16 protein-coding genes and 1 other annotated feature are annotated in these 23,771 nt (G+C 50.6%); of the genes, 15 read left to right on the top strand and 1 reads right to left on the bottom strand.

The annotated features are described in order from the left end of the window. The first annotated feature begins 61 nt into the window (after positions 1-61). The 8 genes from ACFQ0N_RS20555 to ACFQ0N_RS20520 all read left to right on the top strand — a co-directional run bounded on the left by ACFQ0N_RS20555 (position 62) and on the right by ACFQ0N_RS20520 (position 11,862). Positions 62-1,843, top strand: coding sequence for a cache domain-containing sensor histidine kinase (locus tag ACFQ0N_RS20555; RefSeq protein WP_379329631.1), 1,782 nt, complete (start codon positions 62-64; stop codon positions 1,841-1,843). Next, positions 1,818-3,335 carry a response regulator gene (locus tag ACFQ0N_RS20550; RefSeq protein ID WP_379329629.1) on the top strand — a complete coding sequence of 506 codons (1,518 nt, stop codon included), beginning with the start codon at positions 1,818-1,820 and terminating at the stop codon, positions 3,333-3,335. The genes ACFQ0N_RS20555 and ACFQ0N_RS20550 overlap by 26 nt, the downstream gene beginning before the upstream one ends. A 199-nt stretch (positions 3,336-3,534) precedes the next feature. Beyond that, positions 3,535-4,452, top strand: a complete 918-nt coding sequence (locus tag ACFQ0N_RS20545) for an ABC transporter permease (RefSeq protein ID WP_379329627.1) — start codon at positions 3,535-3,537, stop codon at positions 4,450-4,452. Positions 4,453-4,469: 17 nt separating this feature from the next. Continuing rightward, positions 4,470-5,348 carry a carbohydrate ABC transporter permease gene (locus ACFQ0N_RS20540; protein ID WP_379329625.1) on the top strand — a complete coding sequence of 293 codons (879 nt, stop codon included), beginning with the start codon at positions 4,470-4,472 and terminating at the stop codon, positions 5,346-5,348. A gap of 38 nt (positions 5,349-5,386) precedes the next feature. Beyond that, on the top strand, positions 5,387-6,982 hold the full coding sequence (locus ACFQ0N_RS20535) for an extracellular solute-binding protein (RefSeq protein ID WP_379329623.1): 1,596 nt from the start codon (positions 5,387-5,389) through the stop codon (positions 6,980-6,982). Positions 6,983-6,991: 9 nt separating this feature from the next. Then, positions 6,992-8,371: a hypothetical protein gene (locus ACFQ0N_RS20530; protein WP_379329621.1), complete on the top strand. Its 1,380-nt coding sequence runs from the start codon at positions 6,992-6,994 to the stop codon at positions 8,369-8,371. A 38-nt stretch (positions 8,372-8,409) separates the two neighbouring features. Then, positions 8,410-10,539, top strand: coding sequence for a glycoside hydrolase family 36 protein (locus ACFQ0N_RS20525; protein ID WP_379329619.1), 2,130 nt, complete (start codon positions 8,410-8,412; stop codon positions 10,537-10,539). Positions 10,540-10,560: 21 nt separating this feature from the next. Then, entirely contained in the window at positions 10,561-11,862 is a 1,302-nt protein-coding gene (locus ACFQ0N_RS20520; RefSeq protein WP_379329617.1) for a hypothetical protein, read from the top strand. Positions 11,863-12,678: 816 nt separating this feature from the next. Here ACFQ0N_RS20520 and ACFQ0N_RS20515 read toward each other — a convergent pair. Further along, positions 12,679-13,542 carry an AraC family transcriptional regulator gene (locus ACFQ0N_RS20515; protein ID WP_379329615.1) on the bottom strand — a complete coding sequence of 288 codons (864 nt, stop codon included), beginning with the start codon at positions 13,540-13,542 and terminating at the stop codon, positions 12,679-12,681. 178 nt (positions 13,543-13,720) lie between these two features. Between ACFQ0N_RS20515 and ACFQ0N_RS20510 the strand changes: the two genes are divergently transcribed. From ACFQ0N_RS20510 to ACFQ0N_RS20480, 7 genes are all read left to right on the top strand, one after another. Next, positions 13,721-14,911 (top strand): galactokinase, encoded by a 1,191-nt coding sequence (locus ACFQ0N_RS20510; protein ID WP_379329613.1) that lies wholly within the window; start codon positions 13,721-13,723, stop codon positions 14,909-14,911. After that, positions 14,911-15,903 (top strand): UDP-glucose 4-epimerase GalE, encoded by a 993-nt coding sequence (galE, locus tag ACFQ0N_RS20505; RefSeq protein WP_379329611.1) that lies wholly within the window; start codon positions 14,911-14,913, stop codon positions 15,901-15,903. Before ACFQ0N_RS20510 ends, galE begins: the two co-directional genes overlap by 1 nt. A 14-nt stretch (positions 15,904-15,917) precedes the next feature. After that, positions 15,918-17,492 carry a UDP-glucose--hexose-1-phosphate uridylyltransferase gene (locus tag ACFQ0N_RS20500; RefSeq protein ID WP_379329609.1) on the top strand — a complete coding sequence of 525 codons (1,575 nt, stop codon included), beginning with the start codon at positions 15,918-15,920 and terminating at the stop codon, positions 17,490-17,492. 174 nt (positions 17,493-17,666) lie between these two features. After that, on the top strand, positions 17,667-18,131 hold the full coding sequence (locus ACFQ0N_RS20495; RefSeq protein ID WP_379329607.1) for a hypothetical protein: 465 nt from the start codon (positions 17,667-17,669) through the stop codon (positions 18,129-18,131). Positions 18,132-18,337: 206 nt separating this feature from the next. Further along, positions 18,338-18,566 (top strand) — a binding site (T-box leader). Positions 18,567-18,699: 133 nt separating this feature from the next. After that, positions 18,700-20,235, top strand: a complete 1,536-nt coding sequence (locus tag ACFQ0N_RS20490; protein WP_379329605.1) for a 2-isopropylmalate synthase — start codon at positions 18,700-18,702, stop codon at positions 20,233-20,235. A gap of 157 nt (positions 20,236-20,392) precedes the next feature. After that, entirely contained in the window at positions 20,393-22,153 is a 1,761-nt protein-coding gene (locus ACFQ0N_RS20485) for a sensor histidine kinase (protein ID WP_379329603.1), read from the top strand. After that, on the top strand, positions 22,131-23,765 hold the full coding sequence (locus ACFQ0N_RS20480; RefSeq protein ID WP_379329601.1) for a response regulator transcription factor: 1,635 nt from the start codon (positions 22,131-22,133) through the stop codon (positions 23,763-23,765). The genes ACFQ0N_RS20485 and ACFQ0N_RS20480 overlap by 23 nt, the downstream gene beginning before the upstream one ends. Positions 23,766-23,771: the final 6 nt, after the last annotated feature.

Below are 23,771 nucleotides of genomic sequence, written 5' to 3'. Positions count from 1 at the left end.
GGGTGTACATCCAATTTCAGGCAAGGGGGCGGTCTTTGTACGTTATAAGTTAAGAATTCAGATGGTACTGTTCAATGTGCTCATTTCGGTCGTTCCGCTTGTACTTGTCGGTGTAATAGCTTACAGCATCAACTATCACAATACCAAACAAAGCATGTCTAATTCGGTGGATATATTGTTCACTCAAGTAAATAGCCGCATCGAGGAATATTTCGATGAAATTAATGCGATTTCCAAGTCGGTCTTTCTGAGTAAAAGCTTGCAAAGCATCCATCAGGCGGATGAGGCGAACTGGGTCAAATTCACCCGTATTCAAAATCATCTGAACGCTTATTTGGAGACCAATCAATCGATTCAGGGCATCTATTGGGTTGATCAAAACGGAAGCGTTTACAATACTTCTTCATTCTCGCTGCGCAAGGAGATCGATCCTATTATCAAGCAATTTGTGCAGAACAAATCGATGCGCATTGGCGAGCTTCATCTTTTCGGCCCGATTATTCGCAGTGATGGTAAGGATGATGTCTATTTGGCGATGCGGCGTGTGAAGACGGTGATTGAATCCAATTATTTGCAGCAGATGGGTGTCGGCGTACTTCTTCTGGATAGCAGCAGATTGAGCAGTATTATTGGAGACAGCCAACTGCAGGATGCGGAAATTTATATTGTAGATGGCGAAAATCGGGTTATCGTTTCAACGAATGAGCAAATGAACAGGAAGTTTTTGCAGGCGGATTATTTCCGCGGCGGTGCTGCGGACTCGCAAGAGCGCGAGCCGCTCGTAATGATCGATGGCGTATCGCATCTGATAAAGGTCAGTTCTGTTAACAAGGCCGGGTGGAAATTAGTGGCGGACATTCAGGCGGATCGTCTTTTTGCCCAGAGCGATGTTTTCAAATCTTACATGACAGTTATTGTCGCTATTGTATTTATTGCCGTTGTGTTTATTACGCTGTTTTTCAATATTGTCATTACGCGGCCGATCAATAAATTGATCGATGCCTTCGCTCAAGCGGCTTCCGGCGATCTGAACTCCAAGGTGCGATTTTCCGAGAAGAATGAAATTACGCGGATGGCGGTCCACTTTAATAAAATGATGAAGGAGCTTGGCGAGTTAACGAGCCGGCAGGCGGCTATGCAGCAAGCGTTATTTGAGACCGAGCTGGAAAAAAAGCAATTTGAGCTGAACAATTTGCAATCGCAAATCAACGCCCATTTTTTGTATAATACGCTGCATACTTTGCGGGGGATGACGCTGTCGAATTCAACAGATGAGGCGGCCGGGGTGATTGACCATTTGGTCGATTATTTCCGCTATTGCGCCCGTGATGAAGAGTTTGTTACGGTTGCTGATGAGTTACAGTATTTGGAAAGTTATCTGCAGATCCAGAAAGCCCGCTTCGGTTCGCGAATCAAAATGATTATTCATGTTGAACAACAACTGCATCCATGCAAAATTTTGAAGTTGCTTATTCAGCCGCTAGTGGAAAATGCGATTTTTCACGGTGTGGAGCAAAAATCAGGTAGAGGAATCATTAAAGTTGATGCGGCCTCTAAAGGAAACACGGTTTATATTTGTGTGCTCGATAATGGCAGGGGGATGAGCAGGCAAAAGGTTGCGGCTATCAATGCAGCGCTGGCTGCCTCTTATGATATGGTCGGGCTCGCGCACGATAAACGGAGTATCGGCCTCGGCAATATTAACAAGCGGCTGAAATTGTATTATGGGGAGCAGGCTGGCTTGTCTATTAAAAGCTGGGAAAATGCAGGAACAGCCATCATAATGGCAATACCTCATGAGAAAGAAGGAATTGGCGATGTACACCGTCCTGCTAGTGGATGATGAACAATGGATCTTGAAGGATCTGCGCAGGCTCATTGATTGGGAGCAGCATGGATTCCGCATTGCGGGAGAGGCCTTCTCAGGTACAGAGGCGGAAGTAATTGCCCAGTCGTTGAAGCCTGACGTCATTATAAGCGATATTCGCATGCCGGGCATGGACGGGCTGGCGCTGTTACGCCATATTAGCCGCAAGCTGCAGCCGGCTGCAGTGACGGTATTTATTAGCGCATATGATGATTTCGGCTATGCACAGGAGGCGATAAAGCTGGGCGCCTTTGATTATATTTTGAAGCCGGTAAAAAAGGCGGAGCTGATCGCGACGCTGCAGCGGGTGGCAGCGCGCCTGGCCGAACAGCAGGTGAAAGAACTTGCTGCCGCTGAATGGGAGAGAAGCCGAAGCTTTGTCGAGCTGCTGGAACAACGGCTTGCCGAAACGGACATTCGGCGCAAGCTGGAAGCATGCGGCTTGAAGCTGGACCATATCGATTATCGCATTGTTATCATTAGAACGCAGGAAGGGGCGGATACCTGTGTCGCCGAACAGCTGGGCAAATTGCAGTCTCGCTGGACGGAGCTATCATTGCTTGCCGTTCGGCTCGGCAGCCGGAAATGGGCCTGTATTATAAATAATAACAATGGCATGCCGTTTTCCGTGCCCAGACTGCGTCGCCTCCTTTATTCGTTACGGGAGCAGGCAGCTGAACATCACGTACAGATCGGAGTAAGCAGACCCGCTCAGCGGTTGAAGCTGCTGCGCGATGCTTTCCGCCAAGCGGAAACGATGGCAATCCACGAGTTTGTGACCGGAAAGCGCGGCATTGCATGCTACAGCAAGCAATCAGGGTTCTGGTTTGAAGCGCGGATGAAACGGATTATGGATGCCGATCTGCAGCAGCTCATCGAGATTGCCGGCCAATTGCGCACGCCGCCTTCCCGCCTTAATGTCGAGGGAATCAGCATGATTCAAACCGCCATGCAGCTGCGAGCCTCGCAACTCTATGACAGCCATGCAGCTGAATTTGATATGACGATCGGCAATGCGCTGAGCGAGCAGGAGCTGGCGGTCGCTTTTGCCAGTATGCAGGAATGGCTGGATGTACTGCTGGACCTGCTTCGTCAGCGGGAATGGCTGCACGATCCGCCGCCAAGAAAAAGCTCTTCCAACACGATGATTCAAGAGATGCTGGCTGAGATCGAGAGCAGCTATCAGCGCAAACTGTTAATTGGCGAATTCGCGAAGCAATATCATTTGAATGCCAGTTATTTAAGCCAGTTATTCAAGCAGGAAACCGGAGAGTCCTTTACGAGCCGTCTCGTCGGGGTGAGGATGGAGAAGGCGGCTGAACTGCTGAGAGAAGGGGCGCTGACCGTACATGAAATAAGCGAGAAAGTCGGATATGACGATTACTTTCATTTCAGCAAGTTGTTTAAAAAGCATAAACAGATTTCTCCTGCCGCCTACCGCAAGCAAAGAGGTTTATTGCAACTATAAAATTTCATTTTTGTGTGATCTAAGGCGCCCCAAAGTTATCTTAGATAACAGGGGGCGCCTGTTGTGTTTTTATACGACATATTCTCTCTGCCTAACATAACTACAAAAACGCCTCATAAAACCCCATGTTTTTCTGCTGCCGGCATCCGTACAATGAATGTGAGGCCAGATTAAGAGCAACTTGCGGAGGGTACGGGTTATGCTTATAACAAAAAAAACACTATTTCATCGCATATGGTACTTCAAAGCCATTTATGCCATGCTGCTTCCGGCGGCGCTGTTTTACATCATCTTTTGTTATTTTCCGATGTACGGAATTATAATCGCTTTCAAGGATTATATGCTGTCAAAAGGCATTATGGGAAGCCCCTGGACCGGACTCGATCATTTTCATACCATTTTCGGCTTGGATAAGTTTTGGGAGGTTATGTTCAACACCGTATACATTAATGTCCTGAAGCTCATTTGGGGATTTCCGGCTCCGATTATTTTGGCGCTGCTGCTGAATGAGGTGCGGGTGCGCTTGTTCAAGCGGACCGTACAGACGATCATTTATTTGCCTCATTTTATTTCATGGGTAACGATTGCCGGAATTGTAACCGCTCTCTTATCGGTCGATGATGGCATCGTTAACAATGTGATCGTCTGGTTCGGCACCGAAAAAATTGACTTTTTGACCAATAGCGATCTGTTTCGTCCTCTGCTGGTTACGACCGGCATCTGGAAAGAGGTCGGATGGAGCACAATCATTTATTTCGCTGCGATATCGGGCATCTCGCCGGAGTTGTATGAAGCATCGGTGATGGACGGGGCGAGCCGGTGGCGGCAAACATGGCATATCACTTTACCGGGCATCGCGCCGACAATCTCCATTTTGCTTATATTGACGATGGGCAGCATGATGGCGGGCGGATTCGATCAAGTATTCAACCTGTATAACCCGATGGTCTATGATGTGGGCGATACGATTGATACGTATATTTACCGTACAGGCATCGGTGAAGGAAAATTCAGTATGGCGACTGCGGTCGGACTGTTTTTGAACGTCATTAACTTTGTTCTGCTGTTCTCGGTGAACAAATTGTCCAAACGGATCAGCGGCATTGGAATTTATTGAATTGGAGTGTGGAACAAATGCAAATCAGCCGAAGCAAAGGCGAGAAGCTGTTTGATCTGGCGAACTATACCGTGCTGCTGATAATCTCGATCGTTATGCTCTATCCGTTCTGGCATGTGTTGGTGCGATCGGTGATGTCATACGATGAAGCGATCCAGTCAGGTCTTCATCTGTTTCCGCAGACAATATCGCTGGAAGCATATAAATATGTTTTTTCCAATGGCGGGCTGTTAAAAGGGATCTACGTCTCCGTCTTTGTCACAGTCGGCGGTACTTTGTATCAATTGCTGATTACCGCGATGACGTCGTACGCCTTAACCATTAAAGAACTGCCGGGCCGCAATGTGATTATTATTATGATTATTGTGACCATGTTTTTTGGCGGCGGGCTTATTCCGTATTATTTGCTCATTAAAAATTTGGGATTGATTGATAATTTGCTCGTGATGATCCTCCCGGCAGCAATCAGCACCTATAATATGATTGTAATGAAATCATTTATGGATAATTTGCCGAAAGAGCTTGAAGAATCGGCCATGATTGACGGGGCAGGCTACTTCCGCATTTTATTTACATTAATCCTCCCCTTATCGGTTCCGGTGCTGGCGACAATCGGGTTATTCATCGCAGTCGGTCAGTGGAATAACTGGTTTACGGCGATGCTGTTTTTGAATGATCAGGATATGTGGCCTCTCGCCCTCATATTGCGCGACATACTCGTTGACAACAACACAGAGCTGACCAGGCAGACGGGTTATGTCAGTGAAAGCTACCTGTTGGGCGATTCGATCAAAATGGCTGTCGTGATCATATCAGTCATTCCGATATTGGCGATCTATCCGTTTATCCAGAAATATTTCGTCAAGGGGGTGATGATCGGCTCCTTGAAAGGCTAGCAAGTACGACTACAGCAGATATTGAAAGGGTGGACACAATGCCAAGAACAATAAAGCGGATGACATTATGGCTGGCGGCTGCGGCGTTATTTGCATCAATAGTCGCAGGATGCTCGCAGCAGAACGTAAAGGAACCGGAGGACAAAGGCGGCACATCTGCAGTAACCAAAGAAGCACCTGTTGAATTGTCGATCATGTGCTTTGACTGTGAAAGAATTGCCAAATCAGATGATGATCCAATCTATAAAGTGCTGCAGGAAAAGCTGAATATTAAATTAAAGGTGCTGTCTTCTCCATATAACAATTACAATGACAAGCTTAATGTCATGATTGCGTCCGGCGAGCTGGCCGATATCTTTTTCGGCGACGGCATCAGCAAGATGGAGCAGTATCAGACTTGGATCAAAGAAGGCTTTTTGCTGCCGCTTAGCGATGTATCCGCGAAATATCCCAATCTGGATAAAATGCTGAAACGATTTGATCTTTATAAAGCTGCGACAGGCGGGAAGCATTACGGCCTGCCGGTAAGCGCTTATTTCGAAGTCGATAATCCGGTGTATAACGATCATGTCATGTATGTTCGCCAAGACTGGCTCGATAAGCTGGGCTTACAGGTGCCGAAGACGATCGATGAGTTTTATGAAGTAGCCAAGGCGTTCACAGAAAAAGATCCGGACGGCAACAACAAGGCGGATACGTATGGCTATTCCTCAGCAGATGGCGGCTTATGGTGGCATTACCCGATCTTCAATGCCTTTGGCACAAGCTCGGACCGTTACCGCAAGGCTTCCGATCAATGGGTCCCGGAAATTATTCAGGATGAAATGAAAGAGGCCGTTGCTTTCCTGAAGCAAATGTATGACGAAAAAATAATGGATCCGGAATTTATGATCAACAATGGCGATCAATTGCTTGAGAAATTTATTTCCGGCAAAGTAGGCATCATCTTTAAAAATGGCGGAAGCTTCTACAACACAATCTACGAAAAGTTTAAAAAAGCGTATCCCGGCAAAGATCCGAAAACCTTATTCACCTATGGCGGCATTATGACCGGCAAAGACGGACAGAAAAGGCTTGACGGATTCGGAAATTACTGGCTGTTCACGTTTATCAACAATCAGAGCAGTCCGGAGAAGCAAGCCAAAGCGCTGGAATTGCTCGATTATCTTGCCTCCGATGAAGGAATTATGCTGATGCGCTCAGGGATCGAGGGTGTCCATTATAAAAAAGAAGGCGACAAATTGATTAGCTTGCTTGAGAAGGGCGAGGACGGTAACCAGAAGAGCCTTACCGATGTGGATGGAACAGCCAGATTGAAAACGCTCATCACCTGGGACTCGGGCTTTATTCCGGACACCACGCCAAATAAGGAACAGGTGCTGCAGGTTGGGCGCGAAGGCATCGAGCATTCGAATCCGGATCCGCTGTACGGGATGTTCATAGATCCATCTGTTCTGGCGCCGGAGCTTGGCAAGACGACAGGGGACCTGGCGCAGGAAGCGATTGTCAAAATGATCGCCAAGTCGAAAAATTTGGACAGTGACTGGACCAGCTTTGTTGATGCATGGCTAAGCAAGGGCGGAAAGCAAATTTGGGATGAAACGAATAAAAAGGCGATTGAAGAAAATCGTTAGAAGGAGCAGATGATGACCGTTCAACAGCAATATTTTGGCTATTATCATGGGGATGGCTTTCCCTCGGGCACGCCTTGGCATTTTGCCCCGCTTGCCGAGCTTGGCAACAGCAATGTGATGCTGATCAACTCCCGTCATGAGCCGGATGATCTGAAGCGGATGCTTGACTGGCTGGCTGCCCGGCGCTGCCGCTTCATCATTAGCGTAGCGGATTGCTTCTTCTGCGGCGGTCAGCAAAGTATCCTTGCATCCGGGCGGCGGCAGGAAGACTGGCTCCAGCGCTGGATGCAGTGCAGGGAGCTGCTGCAGCCGTATGAGGAGCTGCTGCTCGGCTTTTATTTTGATGAACCCTATTGGAACGGGGTACGCGAGGATGATTTCCGCGATGTGACCCGCATGATCAGGAGGCAATATCCGCATAAAAAAGTGATGGCCTGCCTGACGGCACTGGAGCTTGCTCCGGAGGCATTCGGCTATCCGATCGCTGCAGCGGGCAGCAGCTATTACGAGTTTATAACGGACGGCGCTTACGATGTATATAAAAAATGGGATTTTTTCTTATATGGCTATTTGCATGAGAAATTGAAGCAGCTGCTGCCTGCCGGGGCGGCGGTATGGCATATCGTCTGGGGATTTACAAATGAAACCAAAGACAGCGCTCCGTCAGCGCTGATTGAAAACCTGCTCCATTTCTATGCGATGACAAAAGCGGATCCGCATTGTGCTGGGATGCTGGTATTCTCCTATGCATCCGGCGATGCCGGGGACTGGGGCAGCGGAATGGACCGGATGCTGGATCCGGAGCATCGGCTCTACGATGCGGCGCTGCGCAGCTTGCATGTGCAGGTCGGGAAGGCCGTTATTAACGGGGGAAGCGACGATTTATTCATCAGTTCGGCTGATTTCAGCTCAGATAAGCATGCGCAGCGCGGGTGGCGTTATGAAGAGCTGGCAGATGCGGCAGCTGAGCGGCCGGAGGCGCAGCAGCGGCCGTTAACCTATGACAGCGAGCGCAATGGCTGGTTAAATCCGGCCTCGGGCACCGCCCTGCACCGCTATTTGGCGGCTTCCGGCAAGCATGGAGAGCAGGCAGTGCGGAGCTGGACGGCTCCGAAGGCAGGAGAGGTCATTGTCGTGAGCGGCAGCGGCATTCGCTTGGTCGAAGCGGCCGGGGAGGAGCGGGCCGCGATTCAAATTCGCCATAACAGCGAAAAAATATGGCCGCTGCAGTCGGAATGGCAGGAAGTAGGCGGCGGGCAGGAGCAGTGTGAGCACCGGCTGCAGGTGAGGGTCGAGCAAGGGGATCGCCTGTCTTTTATCGTTAGCGCGCTGCCAGGTCAATACTGCGGCAAGCTGATTTGGTGGGATCCTGTTATTTCATTTTTGTGAAGTGTGATCGTTTAGTCTAAATATACGCAGGAGGAAGTATGGCACAACAGCAGATGATCCTTATCGAAGAGAACGGGATTTATATGGAGATCGAAGTGGCTAATGATGGCGATGTCCGCCTCTTGCACTGCTCGTCATTGCCGGCAACCGGTGAACAGCTGGGAGAGGAGAAGGCGAGGCAGCGCCGGCGGATTGTGGAATTGCAGGCAACCGGCGAGGATCAGGACGATCATCACGGTTCCAAGTATACAGGAACAATGCCGGCCGGTCGCTTGCGTTATGTCCGTCATCACGATTTCCGCAATAGTTATGGGCGGAAATTCGAGCTGACGATGGCGGATAAGGGTATAGCTGTAACGGTCCATTATCAGTTTTATGATGGTATTGCGGTACTGCGGGCTTGGACGGAAGTCAAGAATGGCGGTTCTGAACCATTGCCGCTAGCTTATGTATCTTCTTTCGCGCTAACGGGTATTGAAAAACAAGGTGAAGGGACATGGGAGGAAAAAAGCCGTCTGCATATTGCCCATAATACATGGCATGGCGAGCTGCAGTGGAGGGTGAGCACGCTGCCTGAGCTTGGACTGACACAGGCCAATCAGTTCTCGATGAAACGGCTGGCTTACAGCAGCTCTGGCACCTGGTCGTCAGCAGGCTATCTGCCTATGGGCTGTTATGAAAATATAGCGGCGCAGACAGCGCTTACTTGGCAGATTGAGCATAACGGCTCATGGCATTGGGAAATTAGCGATGCGATTCCGGGTCAGCTTTACCTGCAGCTGAGCGGCCCTGCTGAAAACGAGCATCATTGGTGGAAAAGACTTGAGCCCGGCGAATCATTCCTTTCTGTGCCTGTAGCGATTAGTTTCGTAAAGGGAGGCTTCGAGCAAGGTATTGGCGAGCTGACCCGGTATCGCCGCATCATTCGGCGCAGCCATAAAGACAATGTGCAGCTGCAGATTATTTTCAACGACTATATGAATTGTCTGTTTGCTGATCCGACGACGGAAAAGCTATTACCGCTTATTGATGCGGCGGCTGCGGCCGGCTGTGAATATTTTTGTATCGATGCCGGGTGGTACGCTGATGGCGATTGGTGGGACGCGGTCGGATTATGGGAGCCCTCACAACGGCGCTTCAGCAATGGCTTGCAGGAAATTATCGATTATATCCGCAGCAAAGGCATGATCCCCGGCTTGTGGCTGGAGCTGGAAGTAATGGGCGTGCGCTGTCCGATTGCCGATAAGGTGCCCGATGACTGGTTTTTTGTCCGGCATGGCAAGCGGGTCATCGATCATGGCAGATACCAGCTTGATTACCGCAATCCAGAAGTTGTGAAGTACGCGGATGAAGTGGTTGACAGGCTCGTGCGGGAATATGGAGCAGGTTACATCAAAATGGATTACAACATTAATGCCGGGATTGGAACAGAGACGGCAGCCGACAGCTTTGGCGACGGATTGCTTGGCCATAACAGGGCATATCTGGCATGGATCGACAATTTATTCGACCGATATCCCGACCTTGTTGTCGAAAATTGCGGCAGCGGCGGCATGCGGATGGATTACGCGATGCTCGCCAGACATAGTGTACAGTCGATTAGCGACCAGACGGACTATCGAAAATTTGCTGCAATTTCGGCTGCGGCCCCGACAGCAGTAACGCCCGAGCAATCTGCGGCGTGGTCCTATCCGCTTCAGGACGGCGATGAGGAAGAAGTTGTTTTCAATATGGTGAACGCGATGCTGATGCGTATTCATCAGAGCGGTCATCTAGCCGCAATTACGGGCCGGCGTTTTGCGCTTATTCAGGAAGGGCTGGCTTACTACAAAAGCATCCGGCATAATATTCCGTACTCGCTTCCCTTTTGGCCGCTTGGCTTGCCCGCCTATGGCGATCATTGGTTAAGTCTCGGGCTCGATTGCGGCCAGAAACTATATATTGCCGTATGGAGGCTGGGCGAAGGAGAGGGGATGCCAGCTGCGAGCGGTCACGCCGAAATCGTCCTGCCGATTGGCTTTTTGAAAAGAAAGAAGGCGGATGTCCGCTGCAGTTATCCGCAGCAGCACAATAGTAAGTGGTACTGGGATATGGAGCGGGGAGAGCTTACGGTGGCGCTGCCTGCCGCATATTGCGCACGGATATTCGAGCTGGAACTGGCAGAATAACAACTAGAGGAGGACGATCGTATGAGGCGTTTTCGCAAGTATTTTTCTATATTCATCATGATCGGTTTGTTAGCAGCCTTTTCAAGTAATGCAATAGCTGGCTCCACGATGGGGAACGGTATAAGCAATTCCAACCTGCAATATTTCGGCTACTATCATATGGACGGCTATCAGACGCCTGATCCGCAATATTTGCCTTTTGTCGGCCAACTGGAGAGCAGCAATGTAGCTGTATTCAGCAGCTGGTCGCGGGGGGCAACGCTCAGGGAGCATCTCGATTTGGCGGATGACAACGGGATGAAGGTGCTGCTTAACGTCTATGATTTTTTCTTCAGCTGGAATCCAGGCGGCATGGGGGACGGCAGCGGCGCTCTGCATGCCAGTTGGCAGACGTACTGGAATGATCTGAAGCAGACCTTGAGCGGTTATGAAGACAAGCTGCTTGGATTTTATTTTGATGAGCCGTGGTGGTGCGGGGTATCGGAAGCCGATTTTCGTATGGTGACGGAAATGATCCGCAATGATTATCCGGATAAAAAAATTGTATCGATCAGCGCCGTTCTTGATTTTGACCCGCAAAATACAGGCCACAGTATGAGCAGCAATTACATTGAGTTTGTTACTGACGTCGGGCTGGACTACTATGCGGATGATTGGGAAACAGGAATTCATGATCATTATTTGCAGCAGCTGAAAAATGTAGCGGATCAAAACCAGCAGATTTGGCTCGTGCCGAAAGCCTTCAGCCGCAATAGCAACGAGACAGCGCAGCTGCTGCAAAAGCATTTGCTGAACAATTATAAGATCGCCATGAATGAGCCCCGCGTAATCGGGATTGTGCCTTTTACAATGCCGACTGGCGGCGATTGGGATAAAGGGCTCTATGAGTTTATGGATCCTGCCAACCCGTCCTATGACGATTATTTGAAAAATATTCATATTCAGGTGGGAAAGGCTGTCCTTAATCCAGCCAGCAATAACTTATTTATTCATTCGATAGATACCGCTGGCAGCGGGAATGGCTGGAGCCGGCAAGGCACGGATATAAAATGGACGGCACCGAAGGCAGGAAAGATTCAAATCTCGTCTGTTAGCTCCCTTGCAAGAAATGGAAACGGAAGCAATACCGTAAACGTCAAAATGATGAAAGGAAATACACAGATCTGGCCAGCCAGCGGCTGGCAGAGTGTGGGCCAGGCAACAGCGCTGTATCCCCGGGCAGAGACGACAGTTGCTGCTGGGGATGTGATCAGGTTTCGAGTCAGCGGCTCAGGCAAGAAAGTGAATTGGGACCCGGTTATCATCTATACAGGCGAACGCTAACTAACTGGATTTGATGCAGTAAATAAGCAAAATTAGACGATTGCAGCAATCTACATGGAAAAAACAAAGCTAGTTCGGGCCAAATCAAGCAAGATTGACTCATAGCTGTAAGTGATCTTGAACCCCGGTCTAACAGGGGCTTGTACAATAAAAGGGCTGTCTCCTAATCAGGAAACAGCCCTTTTGAATGTATAACTCAACTTTCGAAGAACGAACAAGACAGATATCCCTTGATGTAGCTAGGTAACCCCAAGAACCAATGTTGGAGCCCGTTTGCTTGGCAGCGTCATCAATCTGATAAGATTTGAAGGGCCGCTAACGAACCCGACAATCCTTATTCGGCTCAAAATGGGGGCTTGTGGGCTGTAACGAATCTACCGATCGTTATTCACCGAAAAACGGCCGCTTCCCCGCCTTTTTTCAATCAATGGCGTGTCTCCGGTTCGTTACATCCGGAGCAAGCCGATTTTTCGGCCAATAGCGTGTCTCAGGTTCGTTAGCCCTAATCGTCAACATAGGGAAGATGAAATGGAGGGCATCCAGACGACTATCTAACGGAAGTCACGGCCGCTATTTTCGGAAATTCGGCCGATCTGAAATTGTAACGGAAATGTATTCCGCTATTTGTCGATAGTCAGCACGATTTAGCGAGAAAAAGTCCAATTAACGTCGCTGAAATCCGTTAGATTTCAAAAAGAGGTGCAAATGGCAAAATAACGCCGTTGACGTCCGTTAGATCTCTCAAACGGCTCTTCGACTTGCCCCTGTGAGGACTCGCCCCCTAAGCACATCGCTGCCAGCCTTTTCTCATCATAGTCAAAGCCGCCGCATCTCCTCGCGGTAGGCTGTCGGCGACTGGTTATAAAACCGCCGGAATTGCTTGGAGAAATAAAGCGGGTCCTGGAAGCCGGCGGAGGCGGCGATTTGCTCGACGGTAAGCTCAAGCCGCTCGCGCAGCAGTTGCCGGGCTTTATCAATCCGCAGCTTGAGCAGGAAGGTTACTGGCGTCATGCCAGTGTGCTGCTTGAAAATCCGCGAGATATAAGCGCGGTTGTAGCCGAGTGTTTCCGCCATCCGTTCAATGGATACCGGTTCAGCATATTGCGTCGACAAGTAGCGGACCACCTGCTCCACCAGCGCCCCCGTATCGCTGCCCGCCCGCGCAGCGCCAACACTGGCGGCATCGGGTTCGCCGGCCAGCTCAGCGAATAGCAAATGCAAATAGCCTGCGGAGCGCAGATGAGCGGCTCGGCTGAGGCTGCTCTTGCGCAAGGCATGCTCGATATTGCGATAAATGACGGGGATGCGGCGGTTGCGCCCGGTATCGATAATCGGCCGCTCTTGCCGGGCAAGCAAATCTGCCACCCATTCCTCGGCCCGGGAGCCTTCGAAGGCGATCCACCGGTAATGCCACGGGTCGTGCTGGTCTGCCTCGTAATGAATCAGCTGCTCCGGCCGAATGAGGAACGATTGTCCGGCATGCAGCTCATAATGCTCGCCTGCGACCGAGAAGCTGCCTTTGCCTGTGATAATATGATGCATCAGATAAAAATCGTACACCTTGGGACCGATGCGATGCCTGGGCTTTGTCTGGCTTTCGCCTGTAAATAAAATGTATAAATAACCATGCTCATGCGGATGAGGATTGGAGACGACCGAATAGGTGAAGGGACGTATCATTAGTTGAAGCACCCCGCTCTATTGGAATTTGAACTGGTACGATTATATCATATATCAATAGTATAAAGTCACATTTGTCCATATGGAATGCACATTGCACCATTTCTCTTCTCTATGGATTCCGTTATACTGAATGAAGCAAGAACCAAATTTGACCGCAAAGGATCGTGGGAAAATCATGGCTGATCTGAAGAAGCTTACTCAACAATTTATCGATATTTACGGGGGAACCGCCGAAGGGATTCGCGCGTTCCATGCCCCTGGGCGCGTCAATCTCATTGGGGAGCATACCGACTACAATGGCGGATATGTGTTCCCGGCTGCGCTAACTTTTGGGACAACGCTGCTGGCGCGCGAGCGCAGCGATAACCAGCTTGGCCTTGCTTCAACGAATTTTGAACTGCGCAAGCATATCGCGGTTTCGCCGATCGTGTATGATGAAGCGGACGACTGGATGAATTACCCGAAAGGGATCGTTAATGTGCTGCAGCAGCGCGGCCTTACGCTGGAGCACGGCTATGACTTGCTCTATCATGGCGAAATTCCGAATGGTGCGGGGCTGTCCTCCTCTGCCTCGATTGAAGTCGTGACTGCCTATGCGCTATTGAAATTGGCCGGACAGAGTACGAATACAGTAGAGATTGCCAAGCTGGCGCAAAAATCGGAAAACGAATTTAATGGCGTGCAATGCGGCATTATGGACCAGTTTGCTGTCGCCAACGGGCTGAAGGATCATGCGATTTTGCTGATGTGCGATACGCTGGAGTTTGAGCGGGTACCGTTTAATTCCGGACAATACAAGCTGATAATTGGCAATACGAACAAGCGCCGCGGCTTGGTCGATTCCAAGTATAATGAGCGCCGCAGCGAATGCGAGCAGGCGGTCAAGGATTTGCAGGCTGCTTTTCCCGAGCGGACGCTGCTTGGCCAGTACTCGGTTGACGAGTTTAACGCGAATGCCCATCTGATCCAAAGCGATATTGTACGCGCCCGCGCCCGGCATGTCGTGGAGGAGATTGACCGGGTCGTACAATCGATGGCTGTGCTGAAGAAAAATGATTTGGCCGCTTTCGGCCAGCTGATGAATGCTTCGCATGATTCGCTGCGCGATTTGTACGAAGTAACGGGGGCGGAGCTGGATGCGATGGTGGATGCGGCACGGACTGTGCCGGGAGTGCTTGGCTCGCGGATGACGGGCGCCGGCTTTGGCGGCTGCACAGTTTCGCTTGTTCATGAGGACAGTGTGGAGCAGTTCCAAGCGGAAGTCGGGCGCAAATATAAAGAAGCGACCGGTCTTGACGCTGATTTTTATGTATGTACGATCGGCAATGGCGTTGAGGAAATTAAAATCATAGGAGTGGATCTGTAATGGCAGTAATGGTGACAGGCGGAGCGGGCTATATCGGTTCTCATACAGTAGCGGCGCTGCTTGAGCGCGGAGAGGAAATTGTCGTTGTCGATAATTTGCAGCAGGGGCACCGGCAGGCGGTGCTTGGCGGCAAGCTTTATGTTGGCGATTTGCGCGATGAGCAGTTTTTGGAGCAAGTATTTGCCGAAAATGAGATTGATGCCGTCATTCACTTTGCGGCGAATTCGCTTGTAGGTGAGAGTATGAAGGACCCGGGCAAATACTATCATAACAACGTATACGGCACGCTCTGCTTGCTGGAGCAGATGAAAAAGCATAACGTGTCCAAAATCGTTTTTTCTTCGACGGCAGCTACATATGGCGAGCCGGAGCGCGTGCCGATCGGCGAAGAGGACCGTACTTATCCGACGAATGCGTATGGCGAGACAAAGCTGGCGATGGAAAAAATGATGCGCTGGTTTGATGTCGCCCATCAAATCCGCTTTGTATCGCTGCGGTATTTTAATGCGGCCGGTGCGCATAGCAGCGGCAAAATTGGCGAGGATCACCAGCCGGAGACGCATCTGGTTCCGCTTGTGCTGCAGACTGCGCTCGGCCAGCGCCCGCATATTTCGATTTTTGGCGACGATTACGCTACAGAGGATGGAACCTGCATTCGCGACTATATCCATGTCAGCGATTTGGCCGATGCGCATGTGTTGGCGGTTGAGCGGCTGCGCAAGGGCGGGGAGAGCGCTGTCTACAATCTGGGCTGCGGTACTGGCTTCTCGGTAAAGCAGGTGATAGATATTGCCCGCGAGGTGACTGGACGCGAAATTCCAGCTGTAATCGAGCAGCGGCGCGAAGGCGACCCTGCCGTTCTTATTGCTTCCTCTGAGCGTGCCCGTCAGGAGCTTGGCTGGAATCCGACCCGCAACAATTTGCAGGATATTATCGGAAGCGCGTGGGCGTGGCATGTTGCAAATCCGAACGGCTATGGGAAAGATCACTAAGAGGAGCATTCAACATGGAAGAACAACAAATGCCAAATAGCGGCGAAGTGCTCGTGTTAATCGAGCGGCTGCTGCAATTTGCCGAGCAGCGCGGCATGATTGAACCGCTGGATCTAAGCGCGGCCCGCAACAGTTTGCTGGATCTGTTCCAATTCGCAGAGCCAGGTGAGGCGGAGGTGCCGGAGGAACGGCTGGATAGCGCCGTCACGCTGCTGGAGCCATTGCTGGATTACGGGGCGGCAATCGGGCTTATCCCGGACAATACGACGACCTTCCGGGACCTGCTGGATGCGCGGATTATGGGGCTGCTTATGCCGCGCCCGTCGGAAACGGCGGCGCGCTTCAGCCAGCTGGCCAAGACGGAAGGGATCGCCGAGGCAACCTCCAGCTTCTACGCGCTTAATATCGACTCGAACTATATTCGGATGGACCGCATTCGGCGCAACCAGTACTGGCGGCAGCCGACAGCGTACGGGGAGCTGGAGATCACGATTAATTTGTCCAAGCCGGAGAAGGATCCGAAGGAAATTGCGCTGTTAAAAACGATGGCGCCGAGCCATTATCCGAAATGCCTGCTTTGTTCTGACAATGTAGGCTATGCCGGACGGGCCAATCATCCCGCGCGGCAAAACTTGCGCATCATTCCACTCGAGCTGCAAGGCGAGCGGTGGTATTTCCAGTATTCTCCTTACGTTTATTATAACGAGCACAGTATTGTCCTTCACGGACAGCATGTGCCGATGCAAATATCGGAGAAGACGTTTGCCAGACTGCTTGATTTTGTTGAGCAGGTTCCTCATTATTTTATCGGTTCGAATGCCGATTTGCCGATCGTCGGCGGTTCTATTTTAAATCATGACCATTTTCAAGCGGGACGCCACACCTTTCCAATGGAGGTAGCGGCAATTGATGCGGTGTACAGCGATCCGCAGCTGTCTGGCGTCCGCTACAGCATCGTCGCTTGGCCGATGTCTGTCGTGCGCATTCAAGGCTGCGAGCGGGCCGCTGTGCAGGCCGCTGCTGCAAAAGTTTTGGACGGGTGGCGTGCGTATACCGATCCTGCTGCACATATTTTTGCTTACAGCGATCAGGATGGGGAGCAAATACCGCATAATACGATCACGCCAATTGCGCGACGGCTTGCGAACGGCGAATATGAGCTTGATCTCGTGCTGCGCAACAATCGCAAGAGCGATGAGCATCCGGACGGCATTTTTCACCCGCACGCTCATCTGCACCATATTAAGAAGGAAAATATCGGCTTGATCGAAGTAATGGGGCTGGCGGTGCTGCCCGGCCGCCTGAAGGAGGAGCTGGAGGCGATCGCGTCGCTGCTGGGCGGGTCCGAACGTCCGGATGGAGAGGAGCTTCGCCGCGGGCCGCTGAGCCATCATACAGACTGGATCGAGCGTCTGATCGGGCAGTATGGCACCAGTTTGAAACCGGAAACTGCCCATGCCATTTTGCAGGAGCAGGTAGGACTCATCTTTCTTGATGTCCTTCATGATGCCGGAGTTTACAAACGGACGGAGACGGGACAGGAAGCGTTTGGCCGCTTCTTGGCTTCAATCGGGCTGAAAAAGCAATAATTTTCCAAGAATACGCAAGTTGACTCTGTTATTTGGCGATTGCCGGAGCAGAGTCTTTTTGTGTGGATATTAAAATGGATTTAATTTGGTATTTTTTTATAATGAATAAAGGACTATAATATGATACATCGAATACTATATTGAAGACTTATTTGATTCCGTGGAGGGATTCCTGTGTCGTCGATTATGCCGCTGGACGATTTTTTGAAATTAACTACTGATGAGCAGGTAGAAAAGCTCAAGCAGTACAAGACGGATTACACACTGAAGGATATTCGGGAAGCATGGGGATTTAAGCATTCTGCCCAATATTATATGCTGCTGAAGAAGCTGCGCATCTATGAGCGTGTAGTCAACAAGTCAGACAAGTTTTTTCCCGAGCAATTGCTGCCGTCGCGAGGCGCAGAACAGGCGTCAGGGAATGTTTACAGCTATTCAAACACGGAACGCAAGGCACCAGCTGATCAGTTCAATTATAATTTGAATATGACAATGAGCGGTCCGGAGCTGGCGGATAAGCTGGAGCGGTTGGCTTTCTTTTTAAAGGGAGAACAGAAGCGAGTAAAAATTAAATTGTCGATTACTGCTGAATCGTCGCTGACAGGCAATGAGCAAGAAGCCGCAGAGGATCATGAGTAGTACGCCGCAATGCAAGGATGCGGCGTTTGTTTATTGTTTATGCGGATAAAAAGCAGTGAAAGCTAATTCATGCGAGCGAGTACATGGGGGAGTTATACAAGGCGATTGTCAGAAAACGAAGCTTTTTTTAAGAGAGAATACGTTGTTGACAAATGGAATTTCGTACCCTATAATAATCAATAATTCAATGAGCCAATCACATAAGTCCAAAAGTTGCGATTAGAAATAGTAGAAGTGAAGAGACCTTTCAGAGAGCCGTTGTATGGTGCGAAACGGTAGTGTCAATCATTTCGAACTCGTCTATGAACTGCTGCCTGATATGTAGGGCAAGCCGGTTTCCACCGTTATATGGATAGATGGTGATGGCCATCGAATGAGCTCATTTCGCATTGAAATGAATTAGAGTGGTACCGCGGGTTCAACCTCGTCTCTATAACTAGAGACGGGGTTTTTTTGTTGATTAAAGTCCGGGTTTAATCAACTTCGCTTCAAAATAAATATTATTAACTGCCGCCGGTTGGCCGACAAAATGAGGCTGCCCGACAAATAAATCTTGGAGGGAACTAAGATGAGCCGAAAAATAATTATGTTTGATACGACACTGCGTGATGGAGAGCAAGTTCCAGGCGCGAAGCTGAATCTGCCTCAGAAAATTGAAATTGCGCAGCAATTGAAGCGGTTGAACGTCGATATTATCGAAGCGGGATTCCCGGCTTCGTCGGCCGGCGATTTTCAATCTGTACAAGAAATCGCCCGCAGCGTAGGGGATAGCGTCTCAATTACAGCGCTTGCCCGCGCGGTGCAAAAAGATATTGACGCCGTATATGAGAGCATCAAGCTGGCGCAGGATCCGCTGATTCATATCGTGCTGGGCACATCGAATATTCACGTCGAGAAGAAATTTAACCGCTCCAAGGATGCGGTCATGCAGATGGGGGTTGACGCAGTTAAATACGCGAAGACACTGCTGCCGCAAGTGCAATACTCGACTGAAGACGCATCGCGCTCCGACTTTGAGTATCTGTGGAGCACGATCGAGGCTGTAGTTAAAGCCGGCGCTACGGTGATCAACGTGCCGGATACGGTCGGCTATGCAGTGCCGGAAGAGTTTGGCGACCTGATCCGCCGGATTAACGATCGCCTGAAAAACTTGAATGATAAAGTAATTTTGAGCGTACACTGCCACAATGACCTCGGCATGGCGACTGCCAATACGCTGAGCGCGATCAAAAACGGCGCGCAAAAAGTTGAATGTACCGTTAACGGCCTGGGCGAGCGGGCAGGCAATACGTCGCTTGAAGAGGTTGTTATGGGCCTGAAAGTAAGAGAAAACTTCTACAATGCCCATACCGATATCAAGACGACCGAATTGCTGAGAACGTCACGCCTGGTCAGCCATCTGACAGGTCTGGATGTGCAGGTGAACAAAGCGATTACCGGCGAGAACGCCTTTGCTCACTCTTCCGGTATCCATCAGGACGGCTTGCTGAAGGATAAGCGCGTCTACGAAATTATGTCTCCTGAGGAAGTCGGCGCAGAAAGCATGGAGCTGATTCTGACAGCGCGCTCCGGCCGCCACGCCTTCAAAAATGCGGTGGAGAAAATGGGCTTTGATACAAGCGATGCCGAAGACTTCGAGCAGCTGTTCGATAAGTTCCTGACCTTGGCCGATGCGAAGAAAGAAGTATATGACCATGATGTGTTCTACTTGGTGACGGAGCATCGTCAGCTGGATGCATCAAGCAAGCATCTGTATGAGCTGGAGTCGTTCCAGGTTGTTAGCGGCGATCGCAACCCGACAGCTACCGTCGAGCTGAGAATGGGCGCTGAGACGGTTAAAGGCAGCGCGGTAGGGGACGGTCCGATCGATGCGCTTTACAGTGTCATCAAAACGCTGACAGGCCTCGATGTGCAGCTGAAGGATTACAAAATCAACAGCCTGTCCCGCGGCAAGGAAGCGGTTGGCCGTGTCAATATCCGCATTGAGCATGACGGCAAAATTTACTCCGGCCGGGCGATGGATACCGACATCATCAAAGCGAGCGCTGTAGCGTTCCTGAACGGTATTAACGCTGTGCTGCTGGATGTTGCGAATAATAAGTAACGTATATGAAGCTGCTCGGCAGTTATGGTTCTGGGTTCCAGGCCATAAATGGCGGGCAGTTTTTTTATTCCGGGCAAATAGTAAGCGTTGACATTCATCGCTGCTAGCTGCTATTGTGTCCTCATGTTCATATGATGGCAGGGGGCTGAATACTGCGATGATCAAGCCATTTCAGATACCGTGGAAAAATTCGGTGTATATGCGCTTATTATTTCTATTTATTTCCATTATTTTGCCGATATACGTTATCGGACTGTTGATTTACAATTGGGGAATTGAAGCGGTTCGGGAGCAGGTGCATCAATCACTAGATTCGCAAACCTCCTATTACTTGAATGAGCTGGAAGGGAGCGTCGAGCAAATGAAGGTTTTGCTGCTCGACAGCTTGAACGATGAGCATTTGAACAATTTAGCGACGATTGCGCCGGTGATGAAAATTTCCGAGCGCAACAGTGCGATCAAGAGCTTGCGCCAGCGGCTGTTTGCCATCAAGAGCAGCAGTGAGTTGATCGATGAAGTGACTGCCTACATACCGGAGGCTAATCTGCAGGTCGGCGGTGTATCGGGCTACGATGAAATGGAAGACAAGGACCGGAAACGGCTGACCCGACTGGAGCGACGCTTTACAGCATCCCCGCAGCCGGAGGGGGACTATTTGATTTTGCGGGCTTCCTTTCCGAATGTACTGAGCCGCGAGCCGCTGATTATTGTAGAGGCCAAGCTGTCACTCAAGCGGCTTAGCCAGTCTCTGGCATATTTGACGCGGGCGGAGCAGGGGGAAGAAGCGCTGCTCTACCGGCCTGGAGATAGGCATATGGTCGCCTCTACACAGTCGCCGGCTTCGGCCTCGTTTTGGTCGGCAAACAGATCGAAGCTCCCGCAGGATAACGAGGGCAGGGTGACGATTGAGGATAAGCAGGTGTTTGCGGTCTATCACACGTCAGAAAAATTAAATATGACCCTGTTGAAGTCGGTTTCGACCGATTCGGTATTTGGTCCAGTCTATACGTATCAGCGGTGGTTCTGGATTTTTTCGGCGACGGCCTTTTTCATTATTCTGTTTTTCTCGGTATCGCTTTACCGCTCGATTCATCAACCGCTCGTTACCGTTATTCGCGCCTTCCGCCGCATGCAGGAGGGGGATTTGAAGGTGCGCATTCACCGCCGCAAAAAGGACGATTTCAACTATTTATATTCGTATTTCAATACGACTGTCGAGCGGCTTAACACGTTGATTGATCAAGTGTTCCGGCAGACGATTCTCGTGCAGAAAGCAGAACTGAAGCAGCTGCAGGCGCAAATCAATCCGCATTTTTTATATAATAGCTTTTTTATGCTGCATCGGATGATCAAGATGGAGGACCAGGACAAGGCGGTTCTTTTCTCTAAAAAGCTGGGGGAGTTTTTTCAGTATATTACCCGCAACGGATTTGAGGATATTTTGCTCGGCAAGGAGCTTGAGCATGCCCGTATTTACACAGATATTCAGGCCATGCGCTTTGTCAGCAGGCTGACGATCGACTTTACTGCGTCCCCGGCCGCTGCACCGCCCGTATTTGTACCGCGGATGATCATTCAGCCGCTAATTGAGAATGCGATCGAGCATGGGCTGAAGAACAAAGAGCAGGATGGCTGGATTGAGGTTCGCTGCCAGAGCACGGCTGAAAGGATTGCGATCGAAATTGAGGATAACGGGGCAGGCATGGAGCAGGCGGAGCGGGAACGGCTAATGGCTGTATTTGACGATATGAGCCAGCAGGATGTAGAGACGACTGCACTCATTAACATTCACCGCCGGCTGCGGATCAAATTTGGAGCCGGGAGCGGACTGAAACTGCTGCCGGGTGCAAACGGATTGATTGTGCAATTGATTATCGTTTTAGGAGGCGGGGAGCATGTACCGGGTATTGATCGTTGACGATGAACGCCATGTGCTGGACTGGATATATGAATTGCTGGCTGATTTGCCGGAGCCGGAGCTTGATCTTTACAAAGCGGGTACGGTGACGGAAGCTTTGTCGTGGCTGCACCGCAGCCGGATGGATATTGTCGTTTCGGATATTTCCATGCCGGGCATGACGGGACTGGAGCTGCATCAAAAAATCCGCGAGCAATGGCCGGATTGCAAGGTAATTTTTCTGACCGGCTATACCGATTTTGAATATGCTTATCAGGCAGTGAAAAATGATGCGGTTGGTTATATTTTAAAGACTGAGGATGACGATGTAATTGTTGAAACGGTGCTCAAGGCGGTGCGGATGATTGAGGAGAGCGCGCGCACCGGTCAATGGCGGCAGCAGGCGGAAGCGCAGTTAAGCGCGGCACTCCCTTTACTGCGCAACGATTATTTGACCGCCCTTCTGAAGGGAGAGCCGTCGACAGCGCAATCGCGGGAGCGGCAGTTCCGCGAGTTGGAAATTGGGCTTGATCCAGTACGGCCTGTCATGCTGATCATGGCCGGTGAGGATAGCGGCAGACGGGGAGCGCTCGACAAATCGGCGTGGCTGCATGCCGTGGCGATGATTACGGACGGGCTTGGCTCCCGCTATAGAGGAGTCGTACATGTGACGATGGATGGCTTGCTGCATTGGCTTGTGCAGGCTGAAGAGCCCGGTGCAGTATCGGCTGTCGTCATGATGGAGATTTTGGATCGCGCCCAAGCTTCCTGCAGTGAGAGCCTGGGGCTGCATTTGTCATTTGTGCTGTCGGATGACATGGCGGTATGGGAGGAGTTGTCCGGCAAGCAGGAGTTGATGAAGCAAGGGCTTGTTCGCCGGATCGTCTACAGTCGCGGCTTTGTCTTGACGGAAAGCGGTCTGGTCAAAGAGCCTTATGCGGAGGGCGGACGGACAGAAGGCATGCGTCTGGAGCGCAGCAAGCTGGAAGCTTTGCGGACTTGTCTGGATAAAGGGGAGCGGCAGCGTTTTTTGCAAGAGCTGGAGGAAGTCGGCGTTCAAGCGGAAAGCAAGGGCGGGGAGCTGCGGGACAGTACCGATTTGGAATCTTTCTATCAGTTGTCGCTGTTGCTGCTGGCAGCCATTAACCGCTTTGATATGCAGCAGCTTAGCGGCAATGTGCTGGTGATCGACCGCTTGACCCGAAGCGAGCAGCACCGGACATGGGAGGCGGCACTGGCCTTTTTCCGCGAGACGGCGGCGCAAATATTTGATCTGCTTGAACAAAGGCAAGCGACGGGCGACTTTAATGTGATCCGGTATGTGCAGGAGTATATGGATGACCACCTGCATGAAGGAATATCGCTTGTGGAACTGGCCGAAGCTGTATATTTCAACCCGTCATATCTGTCCCGTTTATTTAAAGAAGTGACAGGGACGAGCATTACCGCATACTTGGCCTCACGCAGACTGGATAGAGCTATAGCGATGCTGCAGGAAAACCGCAAGGTTGGCGAGATTGCAGCTGCGGTCGGCATCGAATCCCCGGCTTATTTTTCCCGGTTTTTCAAGAAAATGACCGGCCGCACGCCGCAGGAATACAGAGAGGAAGTTATTTTGGCCAACAGGTCATGAGAAGTC

Source organism: Paenibacillus sp. GCM10027626, assembly GCF_042676285.1.
In the GTDB taxonomy this organism is placed as follows: Bacteria; Bacillota; Bacilli; order Paenibacillales; family Paenibacillaceae; genus Paenibacillus_Z.
The sequence above is the reverse complement of the archived record's forward strand: the minus strand, read 5'-3'. Positions and strand labels throughout refer to the sequence as shown.